This window comes from Candidatus Thiosymbion oneisti (genome assembly GCF_900092655.1).
GTDB classification, from domain to species: Bacteria; Pseudomonadota; Gammaproteobacteria; order Chromatiales; family Chromatiaceae; genus Thiosymbion; species Thiosymbion oneisti.
Genome location: NZ_FLUY01000249.1, coordinates 1 through 17,844 on the forward strand (window position 1 = coordinate 1; position 17,844 = coordinate 17,844).

The window sequence follows — 17,844 nt, forward strand, 5'->3', positions numbered from 1 at the left end:
GACCGCGGCTATGATCTGGCTCGTGAGGCACCGCCAGACGAAAGGGGCGGCAACGGATAGGCCACATCTAAGGACACATCTAAGGCCACATCTAAGGACACGGGAACCTGCTCTCTACTCTACTGCTCTCTGTGGTTCAATCATCCTTCGCCTTCCTTTGCGCCCTTCGCGTCTTTGTGGTTCATCTCGATGCGATTCGCGGTCCAGGTCAGTGCAGTCCTGAATGTCTGATCCGCGCTCACCGCATCCTACGATTCCTTCGTGCCTTTGCGGTTACTGACAGGCTTCGCATTCCGGGTCTAGTATCGAGCAGGCCTGGAGTTCATCTGTCCCATTGTCCTTACCGGAAGGATAATCGCCACCCACGGCATTCAGTTGGCTGGCCTTGGTGGCGTCTTCCATGGTGGATTTCTCCAGATGGGTCGCACCCATGGAGCGCAGGTAGTAGGTGGTCTTGAGTCCCCGTACCCAGGCTAGCTTGTAGAGGTTGTCCAATTTCTTTCCGTTCGGCTCACGCATGTAGAGGTTGAGGCTCTGGGCCTGGTCGATCCATTTCTGGCGCCGACTGGCGGCCTCGACCAGCCAGCGGGGGTCGATCTCGAAGGCGGTGGCGTAGAGCTCCTTGAGGTCCTGGGGGATGCGGTCGATGGCCTGGATGGAGCCGTCGTAGTACTTGAGGTCGTTGACCATAACCGGGTCCCACAGATCCCGTTCCTTGAGGTCTCTGACCAGGTAGGGATTGACCACCGTGAACTCCCCGGACAGGTTGGATTTGACGAACAGGTTCTGATAGGTGGGCTCGATGGACTGGCCGACCCCGACGATGTTAGAGATGGTGGCCGTCGGGGCGATGGCCATGCAGTTGGAATTGCGCATGCCGACAGTGCGGACCCGCTCCCGCAACCCGTCCCAGTCCAGGGTGCTGCCGCGGTCCATCTGCAGATAACCGCCGCGGCTCCCTTCGAGCTGGGCGATGGAGTCGATGGGCAGGATGCCCCGGCTCCACAGGGAGCCCTCGAAGCTGGGGTAGCGCCCGCGCTCCTCGGCCAGGTCGGTGGAGGCGCGGATGGCGTGGTAGGCGACGACTTCCATGGAGAGATCGGCGAAGCGTACTGCTTCCTCGCCGGCGTAGGGGATGCGCAGCTTGTAGAGGGCATCCTGAAAGCCCATGATGCCGAGCCCTACCGGGCGGTGGCGCAGGTTGGACTTCCGGGCCTGGGGCACGCTGTAGTAGTTGTAGTCGATGACATTGTCGAGCATACGCATGGCGGTACTGACAGTCCTAGCCAGTCGGTCCGTGTCCAGGCCCCGTTCGCCCACATGGGCGGCCAGGTTCACCGAGCCCAGGTTGCACACGGCGATCTCCTGATCATTGGTGTGCAGGGTGATTTCGGTGCACAAGTTGGAGCTGTGCACCTGTCCTAAGTGCTGGTTGGTGTAACGCAGGTTACAGGGGTCCTTGAAGGCGAGCCAGGGGTGGCCGGTCTCGAACAGCATACCGAGCATCTTGCGCCACAGGTCCAGGGCCTTGATGGTCTTGCTGACCCGCAGCTTGCCGCGGGCGGCCTTTTGCTCATAGGCGCAGTAGGTGTCCTCGAAGGCGCGGCCAGTGAGGTCGTGCAGGTCCGGGGTCTCGTCCGGGGAGAGCAGGGTCCAGGGGCCGTCTTCGGCGACCCGTTTCATGAACAGGTCCGGCACCCAGTTGGCGGTATTCATGTCGTGGGTACGCCGGCGGTCGTCGCCGGTGTTCTTGCGCAGCTCCAGGAATTCCTCCACGTCGATATGCCAAGTCTCCAGATAGGCACAGACGGCGCCCTTGCGCTTGCCGCCTTGGTTCACCGCCACCGCGGTGTCGTTGGCTACCTTGAGGAAGGGCACCACCCCCTGACTCTTGCCGTTGGTGCCCTTGATATGGGCGCCCATGCCCCGCACCCGGGTCCAGTCGTTACCCAGCCCGCCCGCGAATTTGGACAGCAGGGCGTTGTCCTTGATGGCACCGTAGATGCCGTCCAGGTCGTCCGGGACGGTGGTCAGATAACAGGAGCTCAGCTGGGGACGCGGGGTACCGGCATTGAACAGGGTCGGGGTCGAGCTCATGAAATCGAAGGAGGACAGGAGCCGGTAGAACTCGATGGCCCGTTCCTCGCGGTCGAGCTCGTTCATGGCGAGACCCATGGCAACCCGCATGAAGAAGGCCTGGGGCAGCTCGCAGCGCACGCCGTGCGTGCTGTGGATGAAGTAGCGGTCGTAGAGGGTCTGCAACCCGAGATAGGTGAAGGCGAGATCGCGCTCGGGCTCGAGGGCGGCGCCCAGGCGTTCCAGGTCGTACTGGGTCAGGCGGCGATCCAAGAGCTCCAGATCCGCCGCCTGCTTGACGTAGGCGGTGAAATAGTCACCGTAGCGTTCCGCCAGATCCGCCTGGGTCTCGACCCCCACGGCCATCCCCAGGAAGCCTAGGGCCTCCCGGCGTAGGATGTCCAGCAGCAGGCGGGCGGCGACAAAGCCGTACTCCGGCTCCTGCTCGATCAGGGCACGGGCGCTCATAACCAGGGCCTGGCTCACGTCCGCCTCCTTGATCCCGTCGAACAGGTTGCGGCAGGTGTCGTCCAGGACGGCCTGGCCGTCGACCGCTGCCAGGCCTCGGCAGGCCTCCGTCATCAAGCGCTGCAGACGGGCCATGTCCAACGGGTGAGTGCTGCCGTCGGCGCGGGTAACCTTGATCCGGTGTGTTTCCCGCGGTGCGACGGCGGCCTTCTCGGCCCGCTCGCGGGCCCGCTGCTCCCGGTAGAGCACATAGGCGCGGGCCACCTTGTGTTCGCCGGCACGCATCAGGGCCAGCTCCACCTGGTCCTGGATGTCCTCGATGTGCACCGTGCCGCCACCGGGCAGACGGCGGGTAAGGGCACCCACCACCTGGTCCGTGAGGGTCTTCACGGTATCATGGATCCGGCTGGAGGCGGCCGCGTTGGATCCCTCGACGGCCAGGAAGGCCTTGGTCATGGCCACCATGATCTTGTTGGGATCGAAATGGGTGACCTCGGCGTTGCGTCGGATCACCTGCACCTGTCCGGGAACACGGGCAGCGATCTCGGCCCGGTTATCCTGCGGCTCGCGCGCGGACGACGACGCAATGGGATCCGGTGGAACGATGGATGGCGCTTTATCAGGGGCCACGTTTCCTCCTCGGGCGGCTCGATTCGGGGTTTTCTCTGGGTTCTCCCACGGACGGGGTGGGTGGTGGGACACACACCCATAAACACAATATATACGCTGACAAAAGGCTGTCAACTACTATATCTTGTGTTGACCTAGAGTAATCCTGAATTATTTGGCGTTGTCTGGAGGGTTTGACGTGTTGCGTTTCGACGCCCAACGGCTCATTGATCTACGGCCAGGCCCGGTTTGCGTCTCAACGCAACCTACACCCATATTACCTCCTGTGCTGCCTGCCCGTGCGGACCTTGCCCGGAGGCGTTGCGGGTTACAATCCTGAGTGATTCGGCGCTGTTGGGGGGACCGGACTGAACATCCAGCAATCCTTTCACCATCCTCGGAGCGTGGGAGTCAGAAGTGGAAGCTCTTCCAGAAACCGTTCACTCAGCCACAATCCACCACGGTCCCTCAGCTCCTCCAATGCGACAAATGGGTTCTCTATGAAGCCCGAATCAGAGGCTGCCAAGATCACACCCACAGTGCCTGTAATATTCAGATTTAACCGGGACGCTGATCGATGGCCTGTCAGATCGTCGATGATCAAAAGGTCGCTCTTAATCTGTAAGGCCAATGCAATGGCTGCCGCCTCCCCGGCATCGACTTCGGCCTCCAACAGGCGCAGTAGGTTATCCGTTGCAGGGTCTATCTCCCGGACAAAGGGGAGCGAGTTCCGCCAATCGCCGTGTGTAGCCTGACCTAGGTCCAGCTCGATGGCGACAGCTTTCGGAATGGCAATGCTGCCGTAGAGTTTTTCGAGTAGATCTGCCTTTCCGATCCTCAGTAGACAAGACAGGGGGGTGGTATTGGAAACGATTATCTACCGGCCGGTTTCGCCGCGGCACGAGCGGTGTCGAGATCGCGGAGGGCGTCTGCCGGTGACCCACCCCAGGGCACTCGCCGTCGGGCAAGGAGTTCATCGAATGCGACTCGCTCCATTCGGGCGATCCGACGCGCCGGCGCTCGATCGAGCAGGCCTTCTTTTACGAGAAAGACTGCAAACTCATGCCGTAATTCCTCTTTGGCCCGCCCGGGGGGTAGCTTAAGAGAATGGGCGGCATCTTCCGGTATCTGAAGCGAGACAGCAGACATGATCGAGCCTTCCTTTCATAGCAAACGCCTTTCCGAATCCTAGCATAGGAGGACCGCTGGACAAGCAGTAGGACTTCCTAAGTGAAAGGTTGATTGCTCAATGACTACAATAGACTGCATATCATTGCCGCCAGCCTATTACCGCTCTGGCGGTTTCTCGCTCGCGCTCGCTTGGCCGAAGCTCAACCCCCGGCAGGGCGAATGGCAGGGCGAATAGCAGGGCGAAAAAAATTCGCCGCGACGAATTTTGCTTGAGGCAGCGCGGGCGCGGCTGCGAATTCCACCAGGCCGGTAATCTCCTAAAAATGTGTAGGCCGGTGAGATATGAAGACCGGCCACCGACGGCAAGCGCCATCGCCTCCCTACAGCTCTACGTCCAACAGGACGCGGTAGGCGGCTTGCTTATGCTCCGGTTGCCTGCGGTAGGCACACAACAGGGCGGACTCCTGGTGGGAAAGCTCGGCGGGACCCTGGCGACCTAGGAGTTCGGTAATCCGGTGCAGATCCGCTGCTTCCACCCGGCGACTATGAGGCAGGAAGGTTTGCCGTAGCTCGTAGGGACCCAGTTTGCCCGCCTGCAGCCGTTCCAGCTCCGGCTCGCCGATCGCAGTGAGATGCAGGCGATCCATTGCCATCTCCTGCATCATCGCATGTCCTACCTCGGCCACCAGGATGGTGGCTATGTATTGGGTCACGGCGTTCCGGGCAATAGGCCGCCGCTCGGAGCGAGTAAGCACCAGGGCCGGTATTCGTGTGAGCTCCGATGTGGTCAGTAGATGATACTGCTCATCTCCGTTTTGCTTCCGGAGCAAGGCTACTCCATCCTGGTCTGTGAGGTGCCGCACACAGAAGGGTGCGGCATCCCCCGTCAACAGCCAATCGATAGAGACTCCCTCTGCTCGATGAATGATCTCCAGGGCGTCCGCCGTCGGCACCTGACCCAGAAACATCTGGGTGATGCGTGTGCCTCGAATACCCAAGGCCCGTCCCCACGGGTGTTTTTTCCGCCCACCCAAAATAAAATTTATTCTCTCTAAAAAATATTTATTACCCATTTAAAAATTATTCCTGGAATTATACTTATAAACAGTAATACGCCTTATCCGCCGTTTTGGCAAGCCAACTTCTAAGGTTCGCTCGGATCTGATCAGATAAGGCGATGTTTTTAAAAGGTTTTATACGCGCTCATCCGGCCCGCCGGAGGCTTTGCGTACCCGTGCCGAGAGCTGGGACCATGCGCTCGCGGGTAGTGGTAAATCTTTAGCTGGTAGAGGGTTAGGTTGGGTTGCTGCGCGGCTCGGCGGACTCAATTCTTTTGGGACTATCAACTACTCTATCAGTTAGAAATTTACCACTACCCGCGCCTTTGCGGTTCAAATTGATGCGGTTCGCTCCGGCCCCGTCCCTGGGGCCGACGCTCACCCCATCCTACGCGGGCTGGTAATCAGTCCAGCATCTCCATCCCGCCCAGATAGCCCCGCAACGCCTCGGGTATCCGCACGCTGCCGTCCGCCTGCTGATAGTTCTCTAGCACTGCCACCAGGGTCCGGCCTACGGCCAGGCCCGAGCCGTTGAGGGTATGGACCAGCTCGGGCCTGCCGGTCTCCGGGTTGCGCCAACGGGCCTGCATCCGCCGCGCCTGAAAATCCTCGAAATTGCTGCAGGACGAAATCTCCCGGTATCTCTGTTGGCCCGGCAGCCAGACCTCCAGATCATAGGTCTTGGCGGCGGAGAAACCGAGATCCCCCGTGCACAGGGTCACCACCCGGTAAGGCAGGCCAAGACGCTTAAGGATCGTCTCGGCATGGCCGGTGAGCTCTTCCAGGGTGGCATGGGAGTCCTGCGGACGCACCGCCTGTACCAGCTCCACCTTCTCGAATTGGTGGTGGCGGATCATGCCTCGGGTGTCCTTGCCGTAGGAGCCCGCCTCGCTGCGGAAACAGGGGGTGTGGGCCACCCACTTGCGGGGCATGTAATCGGCATCGATGATGCAATCCCGGACCAGATTGGTGACCGGGACCTCCGCGGTAGGGATCAGGAACAGATCCCGCTCCCCCGGAATCTTGAACAGGTCCGCCTCGAACTTCGGCAGTTGAGCCGTGCCGTACAGACTCTCCGCATTGACCAGATAGGGCACATAGGTCTCGGTATAGCCGTGCTCGGCGGTGTGGATGTCCAGCATGAATTGGATCAAGGCCCGGTGCAGTCGGGCCAGGGGACCGCTCAGGACCACGAAGCGCGAGCCGGCCAGCTTGGCCGCCGTGTCGAAATCCATCCAGCCCCTGGGCACGCCCAGGTCCACGTGATCTTTGGGCGCGAAGTCGAAGACCCGCGGCTCGCCCCAACGCCGCTCCTCGCGATTGTCATTCTCCCCCGTACCGTCCGGGACGCTGGCGTGGGGGAGGTTCGGCAGATCCAGGGCGAGCCCCTGCAATGCTTCCTGCAGGTCGGCAAGCCGCGCCTGGGCCGTTTTGAGCCGCTCGCCCAGGTCGGCCACCTCCGCCAGCAGGGGTGCCGTGTCTTCCCCCGCGGCCTTGGCCTTGCCGATAGCTTTGGAACGGCGGTTGCGCTCGTTCTGCAGCGCCTGGGTCTCGACCTGCAACGCCTTGCGCTGGGTCTCCAGGGCCTCGCAGCGCTCCTTGTCCAACGTCACGCCCCGCCGTGCCAACTGCGCGGCTACAAAGGAGCGCTCGCTCCGCAACCGTCGAGGATCTAGCATGGTTTCCCGTTCCCTTCGATGGTAACCGGCCAGGACACCACATGCCCTGGCGCGACGAAATCCGCAATCCGCTCGATGGCCCGCTCCGCCTTCTCCGGCAGGTCGAAGAACTCGAGCACCAACGGCAGATCCACCGAGAGATCCACCAGCGAGGCCTCGTGTACCACCCCCGAGCCCCCATAGCCGGCGATCCCCCGCATGACGGTGACGCCGCACACCTGTAGCTCGTCATGCAGGCATCTGAGTAGGGATTTCATCTCGTGATCCGACTCCGAGAGATAGACCCGGACCATCAGGACGCGGACGCGACTCACAACCACCTCCCAAGCAACAGGCCCACCCAGCAGGCCAACACACAGACCAGCACACTCAGCACCAGGTTGAGCAAGGCTCGGCCCGGATAGCCCCCTTCAATCAGTGCCAGGGTCTCCATCGAGAAGGTGGAAAAGGTGGTGAAGGCCCCCAGAAACCCCACCAGCACGGCGGCCCGCAGCTCTGGCCCGGCGGTCGACCGCTCCATGAAGAGCACAAACAGCAGGCCCATCAGAAAGGACCCCAGGGTGTTTACCACCAGTGTCCCCCAGGGCAGGTCCCGGCCCAGCAGGCGATAGACACCGCTCGACATCCAAAAACGCCCCAGGGCCCCCAATGCACCGCCGCCGGCAATGGCCAAGATCTGCAGCAAGCCCCTGTCCTCCTCCCAAAGTCAGATAGTCTACACCGGTGCGCCGTCTCCCACCGTGTTTGGCACGCGGCGGCCGGGGCGAGCCTATATAACCTTGTTGTGGTAGGTCGGGTTAGGCGCGCCTTCCGGCGTTGACGGGTATCTGCGGGACCGAACCCGCCGTAACCCGACAACCCTGTCTTCCGAATCCGCAGAGGCGCTCGAAGATCCCCGCTCACGGAAATCGGTTGAGCAAAGCCGTAGATACTCTGTTCCGATGCAAGTCCAATTTGCCTCCTGATCCACAAAAATTCACCTCCGATCCATAAATTGAATTAATCGGCTACCGTTTCCGCCGGGGTATGGGCAAAGCAAGCGCCCATCAAGCTGGTTTTAAGATGCGGTCATTCCCTGGCGGTTTCTTAAGCCGCGGCTGCTGGTTAGGATGCACCAAGCGAAGTGTGCCCATCAATGACGGGTACCTCCCCGCAGGCAGGCGACGTGCCCAACCCGGAACAACCAATGTTGGGCACCTGTCTGCGTGCGGGACGCACAGGCAGGCGGACCATCCAAAGATGCGGTTTGCTGCCTGCCGGCCCCGTCCCTGGGGCGGTAGGCAGAGCCGGCAGTGAAGGGGGATGGGTCCATACCATTATCCTACGAATTTTGCCCAACCTACCGGTGTTCCGGCGCCTGGTCGTGGCGGCAGTGGCGTTTCATACAGCTGACGACATAGTGCAGGAGTGTGGCCCCGACGGCGAGGAAGACGCCGACGCTCCCGGCGATGAGCTCTATCTTCCCGACCCCGGAGTAGGTGAGCGTCAACCAGGTGAGATAGGCGCTTACCCCGGCGACGAAGAACACCACGAAGAAGGGCAGGGCGGGCGAGCTGCATTTCCGGCAAAGTTTCGTTGAGCGGAACCTGTTCATTCTTTTATCTTTGCCATTTTATACCTCGTTGTGTCTCGTCGCGGAGGTTTCCAATGGAAGTCGATGCTGTCCCTCGTCGCCTGCTCGCCGGAGTCTTCGATCAAGCCCTGGGGGCAGTGCGGGGGCGGTCGGTGGTGCGGCGGGCCTTGCGGGCACGGGGAATCGAGGGAGCCGTGACCCTCATCGCTGTGGGCAAGGCGGCCCAGTCCATGACCGAGGGCGCCTGGGACGCCCTGGGCGAGCGGATCCGTGGCGGGCTGGTGATCTCCAAGCCGGGCCATCTGGTCCCCGGGCAGCTGACGCGCTTCGGCCTTGAAGGCGTTGTCGGTGGGCATCCCGTCCCCACCGACGGCAGTCTGGATGCGGGACGGCGTCTGCAACGGGTGTTGGACGGAGCGGGTGAAGAGACCTTGCTGTTTCTGATTTCCGGTGGCGCCTCCAGTCTCGTGGAGGTGCCGGCCGCCGGGCTCGGTCGCGCGGAGTTGGCGCGCATCAACGCTTGGCTCCTGGGCAGCGGATTGCCGATCGAGGCCATGAACCTCATCCGCAAGTCGGTCTCCCGCATCAAGGGTGGTGGGCTCCTGACCAGGCTCGGGGGACGCGATCCGCGGGTGCTGGCTATCTCGGACGTGCCAGGAGACGATCCGGGCGTCATCGGCTCCGGGCTGCTGGTTCCCGAACCCCGGCTCGCGGCGCGGCTGGCGGCGCTGGAGCTGCCGGATTGGCTACGGACCTGGACCAAGCGGGCGATGGCCGAGCGTACCGGCATCCCGGAGCAAGGCCCCGAGATCGAGCTGGTGGCAACCCTGGACATCGCCAAGGATACCGCTGCGGCCGTTGCTCGGGATGCAGGGCTCGAGGTCCATCTGCATCGGGAATTCCTGGCAGGCGATGCTGCCGAGCGGGGAAGGGCGCTGGCCCGGCGGTTACTCGACGGACCGACCGGGCTACATATCTGGGGTGGCGAGACGACTGTGCGTCTGCCCGAGCGCCCTGGGCGCGGCGGGCGCAATCAGCAGCTGGCCCTGTCCGCGGCGGTGGTATTGGCCGGACGGGATGACTGCTGCCTGCTCAGCGGCGGTACCGACGGCACCGACGGCCCCACCGACGATGCCGGCGGCCTGGTGGACGGCGGCACCCTGTACCGGGCGGAACAGGCCGGATTCGACGCCGATGCCACGCTGGCCGCGGCGGATGCGGGTACCCTGCTGGCCGCCACCGGCGATCTGATCCACACCGGTCCCACCGGCACCAATGTGATGGATCTGGTGTTGGGTCTTAAGGTGGGTTGACGTTTAGCGAACCGCATCAGCCAAGTAGATAGGGATGCGCCATGCTCGAAATCGAAATCGGGGTCGAAATCGGGATTCCGATTGCGGTCCCGATCCCGATTTCGGTTTGCGTTGCGACGCACCAAGTCTCGCTGATCGTCCGCCGGTTCAGTACCGCCGTCTTAACGCAACCTACACCCATATTTCCCACCACGCGGTCTGCCCGCACGGACCTCGCGTCGAGTGTAGGATGCGGTGAGCGCGCTGGCTCCGAGCTTACTAGCCGGTCCAGGCCCTTCTCGCGCGAACCGCATCAATGAATGGCCCGTACCCGACCAGTTGGGTACGCCCACTGTCCACAGATGCGGTTCGCGGCCTGCCTGCCCCGTCCCTGGGACGGTCGGCAGGTGCTCATCGCACCATTGATGCGGTTCGCGCCTCCTCGTGGTGCCATCCTGTAAGACCTACCACGCTCACCGCATCCTACGGGCGGTGGTGCCGGAATCGACGTCTTAACACAACACGACGCTAACCGGGCCTGATCTCTTCTCGCTCCCAGCCGTTCTCCGAGACCGCTAATATTTCACCCCGGTCTGCGTGCCATTCGGCGAGCACAAGACGGGTCACGGGGTTGCCGTCGAGCGTGAAGGAATGGTCCGCCGGTCGGTGGGTATGGCCGTGGATCAGCCGTCGGGCTGAAAAACGACGCATGTATTCTTCAACCGTCCGCTGGTTCACGTCCATGATCGCTGGTGTCTTCTCTGCTATGGCCACGCCACTCTTCCGGCGGTAGTCGTCGGCGATGGCGCGCCGCTTGGGTAGGGACTTCCAGAGAAAAAGACGCCGCACGACGGGGTTGCGTATGCGTCGGCGGAACTTCTGATAGGGCACGTCGTCTGTACACAACAGATCCCCGTGCATGAGCAGGGTAGGGGTTCCCGCCAGCTCCACCGATGTAGGGTCTGCGAGCAGTGTACAGCCGGTATCACGGGTGAAGGTGCGCCCGATCAGAAAATCCCGGTTGCCGTGCATCAGGTAGCAGCTGGTGCCTGCTTCCGTCAGCCTGCGCAATGCGGCGCGGATCTCGGGATAGGGGGGTTGGTCGTCGTCATCGCCGATCCAGGTATCGAACAGATCACCGAGGATGTAGAGAGCCTGGGCCTCCCGCGCGCGCTTGCGGAGAAAGCCGAGAAAGCACTCGACCGTGACTGGTCGGTCGGGGGCCAGGTGGAGATCGGAGATGAAGAGGGTAGCGGGCATTGGGGGAGGGGTCGGTCGGGGGTCCGGAACAGAGTCCGCGGCGAGACTGTACAAAGAACTGCGTAATCTGCGGATGGAGGATGTCGTTACAAACCCTTGCCCGCGGGTGCGAGAAACGGCTTGTAGAATCACGCTGCTTTATGGCGCTTCAATCCGATAATCGCAGGCGTTCCACGCTCCGGCCTCCGACTAGGTGTTCGGTCAGGATCTCCTCGATGTCTTCCCGGTCCACATAGGTGTACCAGGTAGCCTCGGGATAGACCACGATCACCGGACCTTCGGCGCAACGGTCCAGGCAACCTGCCGTGTTGATGCGAACGCCCCCGGGACCTGCGATGCCCAGCTCCTTGGAACGCCGCTTCATGTGATCGCGCAGACCCGACGCGTCGCACTGGGCGCAACATTGGCTGCCGTCGTCCCGCTGGTTGGTGCAGAAAAATACATGGTAACGATAATAAGCCATGATCGACATCCGACTGCTGGAATGATGGGCACAGGTTACCATCTTGAACCCGCCTGATCGCCGGCGCACAATCAAAGGCAGCTATCATCGAACTACCCGCTTTATCAGCCATGACCACACGCAAGTTCAGTCCCCTCGACCGGGTCCTGCTCAATCTGGACCGGGCCGTACGCACCGTCTTCGGCAGACCGCAGACCACCGGGCGGCCCAATCCGGCCGGGGGTATCGCCGAGACCGAGCTCTCCGAGCAGGAGCGCAGACACATCGCACGCCTGATGCGGATCAACCATACCGGGGAGGTTTGTGCCCAGGCCCTTTACCAGGGTCAGGCCCTCACCGCCCGTCTACCCGAGGTACGACGCGCTATGGAGCGCTCGGCCCGGGAAGAGAACGACCACCTCCAATGGTGTGAGACCCGCATCGATGAGCTCGGCGACCGCAAGAGCCTCCTTAATCCGTTGTGGTACGCGGGCTCCTTCACCATCGGCGCCCTCGCCGGGCTGGCGGGTGACAAATGGAGCCTGGGGTTCGTGGTCGAGACCGAGCGCCAGGTGGAAGGTCACCTGGACCAGCATTTAGCTAAGATCCCCGTAATCGACCGGAAGACCCGCGCCGTCCTCGACGAGATGAAGGCGGACGAGATTCACCACGCGGAAATAGCTCACGCCGCCGGAGGCGTATCCCTGCCGGGACCGGTCAAGCTCGCCATGCGCTTGGCGTCGAAGGTCATGACCCGCAGTGTTTACCGGATCTAGGGTGGGTTGACATTCACAACCGAACGGCTGATTTCGGGCGTTGGGAAAAAGGACACCGGGAGCTTGAAACGGAGGCCTTGTCACCTTACCGTTCTCGATTGGGACTCGCCTACCATGAATCCTGTCGATGACCCGCATCGAACACATTGCTCGGCCGAATCGTCCATGGGAGTGGCTTTGATCTTTGCGGCCTGGGCAAGCGGCACCCACTTGAGGCGACCTTAACCACTGCCGCGAAAATTGGAGGGGCCTAATGAAACGACAGCAACCGCAGAGGAACTCGCAATCGGGATGGGTAGTGGCGCTTGGTCTCGCCCTGGTGGGCGTCAGTTGTGCGTTGCCGGCGGCCCAGACCGGCTATTGGCTCCCGAACCCTGATGACAGTGTCTTCGGCCAAATCTTCTATGTGAAGAGCGGGCGCAAGGATACCCTGTTGGATCTGGGCCGCCGGAGCGGATTCGGCTATGACGAGATGAAGTCCGCCAATCCCGGGGTGGACACCTGGTTACCGGGCAAGGGTACCCATGTCCTCGTGCCCGCTCAATATGTGTTGCCCCAGGCCCCGCGACAGGGACTAGTGCTCAACCTGGCGGAGAAACGGCTCTATTACTTCCCCACGTCCGGCAAAGTGGTCACCTACGCCGTCAGCATCGGGCGCGAGGGCTGGGACACGCCGCTCGGTAACTTCAGCATTGTGAGCAAGGTCAAGGACCCGACCTGGACGCCCCCGGCCTCTATTCGCGCTGAGCACGCGGAGCAGGGAGAGATTCTGCCGGCGGTAGTTCCGGCAGGGCCGGACAATCCCTTGGGACAATACGCCCTGCGCCTGAGCGCCAAGAAGTATCTCATCCACGGCACCAACAAGCCCTGGGGGCTCGGTATGCAGGTCAGCCACGGTTGTATCCGTATGTACCCGGAGGACATCGAGCAGCTGTTCCCGGAGGTCCCGATCGCCACACCCGTCACGATCGTCTACCAACCCTTCAAGGTCGGTTGGCGCGACAATGACCTCTATCTGGAGGTCCACGCCAAGGACAAAGACAAGCCTGGATCCCCCAAGGAGGTCATCCCAACGTCGATCGCCGAGGCGCAGGGGGTGAATGTGGACTGGAGGGAAGTGCGTAGGGCCATAAAAGAAAATACCGGCCTTCCACACTTGGTGGGAGGCCGGCAACAGCCGCCGCAGCGGCTCTATCTGGATAGGATCTTCTGACTGCGCTTACTTGCGCATCGTCTTCTGGAACATGCGGTCCAAGCGCTCGGTGTTGGCGTCGCAGCACGCCTGAGCGTCGGTGGCCTTGTCGTAGGCTTCCTGGACCTTCTTCTCAAGGTCCTTAGTGACCGTAGCGCATCCACCGAGTAGGCCGATGCCCAAGACGGCAGCTGCGGACAGAGAAGTGAGCGTAATCGTTTTCGACATTGGTGTGTCTCCTTGTGTGGAAAAAGCCAATCGGCCCTTTTTTATATCACATTGAGTGGGATTTTTCCGAGCATTGAGAATAATAGCGTATGTAGGATAAGGGGTCTAAACCTATTGCAAGGCTACACGCAACACGCAACACGCAACACGCAACACGCAGCTGAGATGATATCCTCTTAATTTGAAGAAAAGTAAGGCAGTCGATCCCAACCTCGCCGGCAGCAGCCGGGACCGACGCGGGTATTTAGAGGCCTGATCCTGAGGTATCCCCACAAATCAGCCTCTGGCTCCCACGCTCCAGCGTGGGAGCCAAATCCAGACGCTCCAGCGTCATGAAACCTGGTCCCGACGGAGGAGGGATCTGACGCTCCAGCGTCGATTAAGCGCCTCGGTAGGCTAACCGCCAACACCGATTAACGCAGAGGAGCTGAGTCCGCTGGAGCGGACAAGACGGCGTTCCCACGCTGGAACGTGGGAACGAGCGCATACATGACCAAGATCCGCTGAGATGGTACGGCGCTACTACGACAAGACAGAAGATACCGGGGATGGGAACCCCTTCCGAGGCCACCAGGGCTTCCTGGGCGATGCCCACATCCGGCGCGCCGGCGGAGCGGACATGCCGATCCGCGAGCTGCCGCCGTTCTTGCGTGCCCTTCTGGTCATGGACGGCACCGTCACCAAGATCCTCGAGGCCTATTTCTGGGAGCCGGTGGAGGTCGTGACCCTAAGACAGGAGTTCGTCCACGCCGAGCGTCCCATCCCGTGGATACGGATCGACCCCGGCGACCGGGTGTTGATCCGCCGCGCGCGTCTCAACGGCATGGAAAGCAAACGCGCCTATGCCACGGCCTTCTCGGTCATACGCACCCAGCTGATGCCGGAGGCTTTCAAGTTACAGCTGATCAGCCGCCGGATCGGCATCGGCGTACTGATTCGCGACAGTGGCCTGGAGAGCTACCGTGAGGTGCTGGAGATAGGTATCGAGCCGGCGGGTGGGAGCGGCGACCCGACCGCCCCTGAGGAATCGGATCTCGTCTTCCGCACCTATCGCATCCTCATCGACGGCGAGCCGGTGATCCTGATTACCGAGCACTTTCCCCTAGATTTATACAGATGATCGAATGACTAGCGAGGCTTCACCTCAAATCGACGAGTCGTGAGTCGCTGTCGGCAAGAACCACGGATGAACACGGATCGACACGGATGGAGACCAATCCGTGTTTATCTGTGTCTATCCGTGGTTCGATATAGCGAGGATCAGATAGTGCTCTCGTTCCCACGCGCCGCGTGGGAACGCGGAAGCTCCGCGCCGCGGAGGGTCTCGGAGAGGCTACGCGCCCTAGTCCGTCGGTCGGGTCAGCGCGTGCTTGGGTGTTCGGTCGAGGACCGTAGGGCGGGAAAGCGCCGCTCATCCCGCCTTGCGGTGGGATGCGGCCAGGCTCCCTGCGGGACGGCGCCTGGCCTTTCCCACCCTACGCGGGCTGTTGGCTCACACGCTTGGCTTTCACGCTCCAGCGCCAAAACTAGCAGAATCGATCGAAACCAGGCACTAGAATTCACCACTACCCAAAATTCCAGCGGATCTGAACATGCGTTGTCGGGCACACTATCTCCTGATCGCGGTCATCACCCTGTCGGGTATGGGACAGATGATCGTCGCCTGCGGTCAAAAGGGGGATCTCTACCTCCCGGAGCCGGAACCCGCGCAGCAAACGACGGCGGGTACCGAGACCAAGGCGGTACGGCAGGCTAAAGCCGATGGCAAGGCAGCGGCGGAAGCAGGACCCGCGACGGCTTCCGAAGCCAGGCAGCCGGAACCGGAACCCGCGCAGCAAACGACGGCCGGTGCTGAGGCCGACGCGGTGCGGCAAGTTGCAACCGAGGATGAGTCGGCAGTGAAGGCAGGGCCCACGGCGGCTTCCGGGGTTGAACAGCCGGAGCAGGAATAGATCGATGGACTACTTTCAGTACCGGGGTACCGAGTTACACGCCGAAGATCTGCCCGTCGCCGCCATCGCGGAGCGCTTCGGTACCCCCTGCTACGTCTATTCCCGCGCCGCCCTCGAGCGTCATTGGCGCGCCTTCGATGATGCATTCGGAAATCGGTCTCACCTGATCTGCTTCGCCGTCAAGGCCAATCCCAACCTCGCGGTACTGAACGTCCTGGCGCGCCTGGGTTCGGGTTTCGACGTCGTCTCCGTGGGTGAGCTCACCCGGGTGCTGGCCGCCGGCGGAGATGTCTCCAAGGTGATCTTCTCCGGTGTCGGCAAGCGCGGTGACGAGATCCGCCGGGCCCTGGAGCTGAACATCCGCTGCTTCAACATCGAGTCGGAGCAGGAGTTGGAGCGCATCGATGCCATCGCCGGGGAGCTGGGCACCCAGGCCCCTGTTGCCGTGCGGGTCAACCCGGACGTAGATGCCCGCACCCATCCCTACATCGCCACGGGACTCAAGGAGAACAAGTTCGGCATCGACATCCAGGCAGCGGAGGCCGTCTACCAGCGGGCGGCGACCTTACCCAATCTGCTGGTGACCGGCATCGACTGCCACATCGGCTCCCAGCTGACGGAGCTTGCCCCCTTCGTCACCGCCCTGGAACGGGTCCTGACGTTGGCGGACAGGCTGGAGCAATCCGGTATCCCCATCGTCCATCTGGATCTGGGCGGGGGGCTCGGTATCCGCTACACCGACGAGCAACCGCCGGCGCCGGATGTCTACGCCCGGGCCCTCGATCATCTCCTCACAGGACGCCGCTACACGCTCATCCTGGAGCCGGGGCGGGCCATCGCCGGCAATGCGGGAATCCTGCTGACCCGGGTGGAGTACCTCAAGGCCACCGGGCGTCGACACTTCGCCATCGTCGATGCGGCGATGAACGACCTGCTGCGCCCGGCCCTCTACCAGGCACGGCAGCAGGTCGTACCCGTGCTGCGTAATCGCACCGGAGCGCGTGCCCGTTACGATCTGGTGGGTCCGGTCTGCGAGACGGGGGACTTTCTCGCCGAGGAGCAGGCTCTGACCTTGACCCCGGGCGACCTGCTGGCGGTGCGTTCCAGCGGTGCCTATGGCTTTAGCATGAGCTCCAACTACAACAGCCGCCCACGGGTCGCGGAGGTCATGGTGGATGGCGCCGAATCCTACCTGGTAAGACGCCGCGAATCCCTCACAGACCTTTACCGGGGCGAATCTGTCCTGCCCGGATAACCCGATGCAACGCCGACCGGAACCCGAATTGATGACGGAGGCCGAACAGGCCCGCGCCTACGCCCAAGCCGACTCCTCCGAGCCCAACGCGCTCTTCATCCGGTTGCTCGACGCCCTGAAGCCGGGCGAGCTCACCGGGACCCGCGCCCTGGATCTGGGCTGCGGACCGGCCGATATTACCCTGCGCTTCCTTAAGGCCTACCCCCAAGCCGAATGCGATGCGCTGGACGGCTCGGCCGCCATGCTGGGGGAGGCCCGCCGGGCGCTGGACGAGCGGCCGGGATTGGCCAGGCGTTGTCGGCTGGTCCGGGATGTCCTGCCCTCCACGCGCATCCCCCAATCCGCCTATGATCTGGTGCTCTCCAACAGCCTGCTCCATCACCTGCACGATCCCCAGGTCCTGTGGCAAAGCATCCGCACCGCCGCCAAGCCGGGTGCCAGCGTGCTGGTTATGGACCTGATGCGCCCCCCATCGGCCATGTGGGCCGAGTCCCTGGTGGTGGCCTACGCCGCAGATGCCCCGGAGGTGTTGCGCAAGGACTTCCGCAACTCCCTGTTCGCCGCCTTCGAGCCCCAGGAAGTGGTTGCCCAGCTCAAGCAGGCGGGGCTCTCCGAGCTCGAGGTCGGCGTCGTCAGCGATCGCCACCTGGCGGTACAGGGGCGGCTCGGTTAAGCGCAGCAGATCCCGTGCAGGGAAGAAGGTCCCTTTTTAGAGTCCGCAAATGGACACGAATCGGAAAGCTCTCCGGTGGCGGGTAAGTTTTAAGTCTATGAAATTTAAACCACAGAGGACACAGAGGACACAGAGAAGAGCGCAGGCCAATTCCCTGCGTTCTTTGTGTTCTCTGGTGCG

At 62.3% G+C, this 17,844-nt stretch carries 17 protein-coding genes and 1 pseudogene; 7 read left to right on the top strand and 11 right to left on the bottom strand.

Annotated elements, in window-relative coordinates:
* Positions 1–273: 273 nt before the first annotated feature.
* The 8 genes from BQ17_RS02100 to BQ17_RS02135 form a co-directional block, all read right to left on the bottom strand.
* Positions 274–3,132 carry a ribonucleoside-diphosphate reductase subunit alpha gene (locus BQ17_RS02100; protein WP_256091445.1) on the bottom strand — a complete coding sequence of 953 codons (2,859 nt, stop codon included), beginning with the start codon at positions 3,130–3,132 and terminating at the stop codon, positions 274–276.
* A gap of 409 nt (positions 3,133–3,541) precedes the next feature.
* Positions 3,542–4,030, bottom strand: a complete 489-nt coding sequence (locus tag BQ17_RS24860; RefSeq protein WP_500784407.1) for a PIN domain-containing protein — start codon at positions 4,028–4,030, stop codon at positions 3,542–3,544.
* Positions 4,027–4,302 (bottom strand): UPF0175 family protein, encoded by a 276-nt coding sequence (locus BQ17_RS02110; protein ID WP_089724081.1) that lies wholly within the window; start codon positions 4,300–4,302, stop codon positions 4,027–4,029. Before BQ17_RS02110 ends, BQ17_RS24860 begins: the two co-directional genes overlap by 4 nt.
* A gap of 362 nt (positions 4,303–4,664) precedes the next feature.
* Positions 4,665–5,282 (bottom strand): hypothetical protein, encoded by a 618-nt coding sequence (locus BQ17_RS02115; RefSeq protein WP_089724082.1) that lies wholly within the window; start codon positions 5,280–5,282, stop codon positions 4,665–4,667.
* A 464-nt stretch (positions 5,283–5,746) separates the two neighbouring features.
* Positions 5,747–7,021 carry a serine--tRNA ligase gene (gene serS, locus BQ17_RS02120; protein ID WP_089724083.1) on the bottom strand — a complete coding sequence of 425 codons (1,275 nt, stop codon included), beginning with the start codon at positions 7,019–7,021 and terminating at the stop codon, positions 5,747–5,749.
* Positions 7,015–7,335, bottom strand: a complete 321-nt coding sequence (locus tag BQ17_RS02125; RefSeq protein ID WP_256091444.1) for a DUF190 domain-containing protein — start codon at positions 7,333–7,335, stop codon at positions 7,015–7,017. Before BQ17_RS02125 ends, serS begins: the two co-directional genes overlap by 7 nt.
* Positions 7,332–7,706, bottom strand: coding sequence for a fluoride efflux transporter CrcB (gene crcB / locus BQ17_RS02130; protein ID WP_176722251.1), 375 nt, complete (start codon positions 7,704–7,706; stop codon positions 7,332–7,334). The genes BQ17_RS02125 and crcB overlap by 4 nt, the downstream gene beginning before the upstream one ends.
* A gap of 654 nt (positions 7,707–8,360) precedes the next feature.
* On the bottom strand, positions 8,361–8,615 hold the full coding sequence (locus tag BQ17_RS02135) for a hypothetical protein (RefSeq protein ID WP_089724084.1): 255 nt from the start codon (positions 8,613–8,615) through the stop codon (positions 8,361–8,363).
* A 53-nt stretch (positions 8,616–8,668) separates the two neighbouring features.
* Between BQ17_RS02135 and BQ17_RS02140 the strand changes: the two genes are divergently transcribed.
* On the top strand, positions 8,669–9,907 hold the full coding sequence (locus tag BQ17_RS02140; RefSeq protein ID WP_089724085.1) for a glycerate kinase type-2 family protein: 1,239 nt from the start codon (positions 8,669–8,671) through the stop codon (positions 9,905–9,907).
* A 507-nt stretch (positions 9,908–10,414) separates the two neighbouring features.
* Here the strand turns inward: BQ17_RS02140 and BQ17_RS02145 are convergent.
* Together BQ17_RS02145 and BQ17_RS02150 are read right to left on the bottom strand one after the other, a co-directional pair.
* Positions 10,415–11,146 carry a UDP-2,3-diacylglucosamine diphosphatase gene (locus BQ17_RS02145; RefSeq protein WP_089724086.1) on the bottom strand — a complete coding sequence of 244 codons (732 nt, stop codon included), beginning with the start codon at positions 11,144–11,146 and terminating at the stop codon, positions 10,415–10,417.
* 148 nt (positions 11,147–11,294) lie between these two features.
* Positions 11,295–11,609, bottom strand: coding sequence for a (2Fe-2S) ferredoxin domain-containing protein (locus tag BQ17_RS02150; RefSeq protein WP_089724087.1), 315 nt, complete (start codon positions 11,607–11,609; stop codon positions 11,295–11,297).
* A gap of 110 nt (positions 11,610–11,719) precedes the next feature.
* On the opposite strand from BQ17_RS02150, the gene coq7 reads away from it, so the two are divergent.
* Entirely contained in the window at positions 11,720–12,364 is a 645-nt protein-coding gene (gene coq7, locus BQ17_RS02155; protein WP_089724088.1) for a 2-polyprenyl-3-methyl-6-methoxy-1,4-benzoquinone monooxygenase, read from the top strand.
* A gap of 253 nt (positions 12,365–12,617) precedes the next feature.
* Positions 12,618–13,577 carry a L,D-transpeptidase family protein gene (locus BQ17_RS02160; RefSeq protein WP_089724089.1) on the top strand — a complete coding sequence of 320 codons (960 nt, stop codon included), beginning with the start codon at positions 12,618–12,620 and terminating at the stop codon, positions 13,575–13,577.
* Between the two features lie 6 nt (positions 13,578–13,583).
* On the opposite strand, the gene BQ17_RS02165 is transcribed toward BQ17_RS02160, so the two are convergent.
* Positions 13,584–13,784, bottom strand: a complete 201-nt coding sequence (locus BQ17_RS02165; RefSeq protein ID WP_089724090.1) for an alanine-zipper protein — start codon at positions 13,782–13,784, stop codon at positions 13,584–13,586.
* A gap of 508 nt (positions 13,785–14,292) precedes the next feature.
* Here BQ17_RS02165 and BQ17_RS02170 point away from each other — a divergent pair.
* From BQ17_RS02170 to BQ17_RS02185, 4 genes and pseudogenes are all read left to right on the top strand, one after another.
* On the top strand, positions 14,293–14,904 hold the full coding sequence (locus BQ17_RS02170) for a chorismate--pyruvate lyase family protein (RefSeq protein ID WP_089724091.1): 612 nt from the start codon (positions 14,293–14,295) through the stop codon (positions 14,902–14,904).
* Between the two features lie 472 nt (positions 14,905–15,376).
* A pseudogene (lptM, locus tag BQ17_RS21300) lies at positions 15,377–15,499 on the top strand (LPS translocon maturation chaperone LptM); the annotation flags it as partial.
* 241 nt (positions 15,500–15,740) lie between these two features.
* Entirely contained in the window at positions 15,741–16,991 is a 1,251-nt protein-coding gene (gene lysA / locus BQ17_RS02180; RefSeq protein WP_089724093.1) for a diaminopimelate decarboxylase, read from the top strand.
* A gap of 4 nt (positions 16,992–16,995) precedes the next feature.
* On the top strand, positions 16,996–17,664 hold the full coding sequence (locus BQ17_RS02185) for a class I SAM-dependent methyltransferase (protein ID WP_089724094.1): 669 nt from the start codon (positions 16,996–16,998) through the stop codon (positions 17,662–17,664).
* The last annotated feature ends 180 nt before the right edge of the window (positions 17,665–17,844 follow it).

Bases quoted from the DNA above. Each gene is read 5' to 3' on its own strand.
- BQ17_RS02110 (WP_089724081.1), bottom strand. From the start codon at position 4,302: ATGTCTGCTGTCTCGCTTCAGATACCGGAAGATGCCGCCCATTCTCTT.
- serS (WP_089724083.1), bottom strand. From the start codon at position 7,021: ATGCTAGATCCTCGACGGTTGCGGAGCGAGCGCTCCTTTGTAGCCGCG.
- BQ17_RS02135 (WP_089724084.1), bottom strand. From the start codon at position 8,615: ATGAACAGGTTCCGCTCAACGAAACTTTGCCGGAAATGCAGCTCGCCC.
- BQ17_RS02140 (WP_089724085.1), top strand. From the start codon at position 8,669: ATGGAAGTCGATGCTGTCCCTCGTCGCCTGCTCGCCGGAGTCTTCGAT.
- BQ17_RS02145 (WP_089724086.1), bottom strand. From the start codon at position 11,146: ATGCCCGCTACCCTCTTCATCTCCGATCTCCACCTGGCCCCCGACCGA.
- BQ17_RS02150 (WP_089724087.1), bottom strand. From the start codon at position 11,609: ATGGCTTATTATCGTTACCATGTATTTTTCTGCACCAACCAGCGGGAC.
- coq7 (WP_089724088.1), top strand. From the start codon at position 11,720: ATGACCACACGCAAGTTCAGTCCCCTCGACCGGGTCCTGCTCAATCTG.
- BQ17_RS02160 (WP_089724089.1), top strand. From the start codon at position 12,618: ATGAAACGACAGCAACCGCAGAGGAACTCGCAATCGGGATGGGTAGTG.
- BQ17_RS02165 (WP_089724090.1), bottom strand. From the start codon at position 13,784: ATGTCGAAAACGATTACGCTCACTTCTCTGTCCGCAGCTGCCGTCTTG.
- BQ17_RS02170 (WP_089724091.1), top strand. From the start codon at position 14,293: ATGGTACGGCGCTACTACGACAAGACAGAAGATACCGGGGATGGGAAC.
- lysA (WP_089724093.1), top strand. From the start codon at position 15,741: ATGGACTACTTTCAGTACCGGGGTACCGAGTTACACGCCGAAGATCTG.
- BQ17_RS02185 (WP_089724094.1), top strand. From the start codon at position 16,996: ATGCAACGCCGACCGGAACCCGAATTGATGACGGAGGCCGAACAGGCC.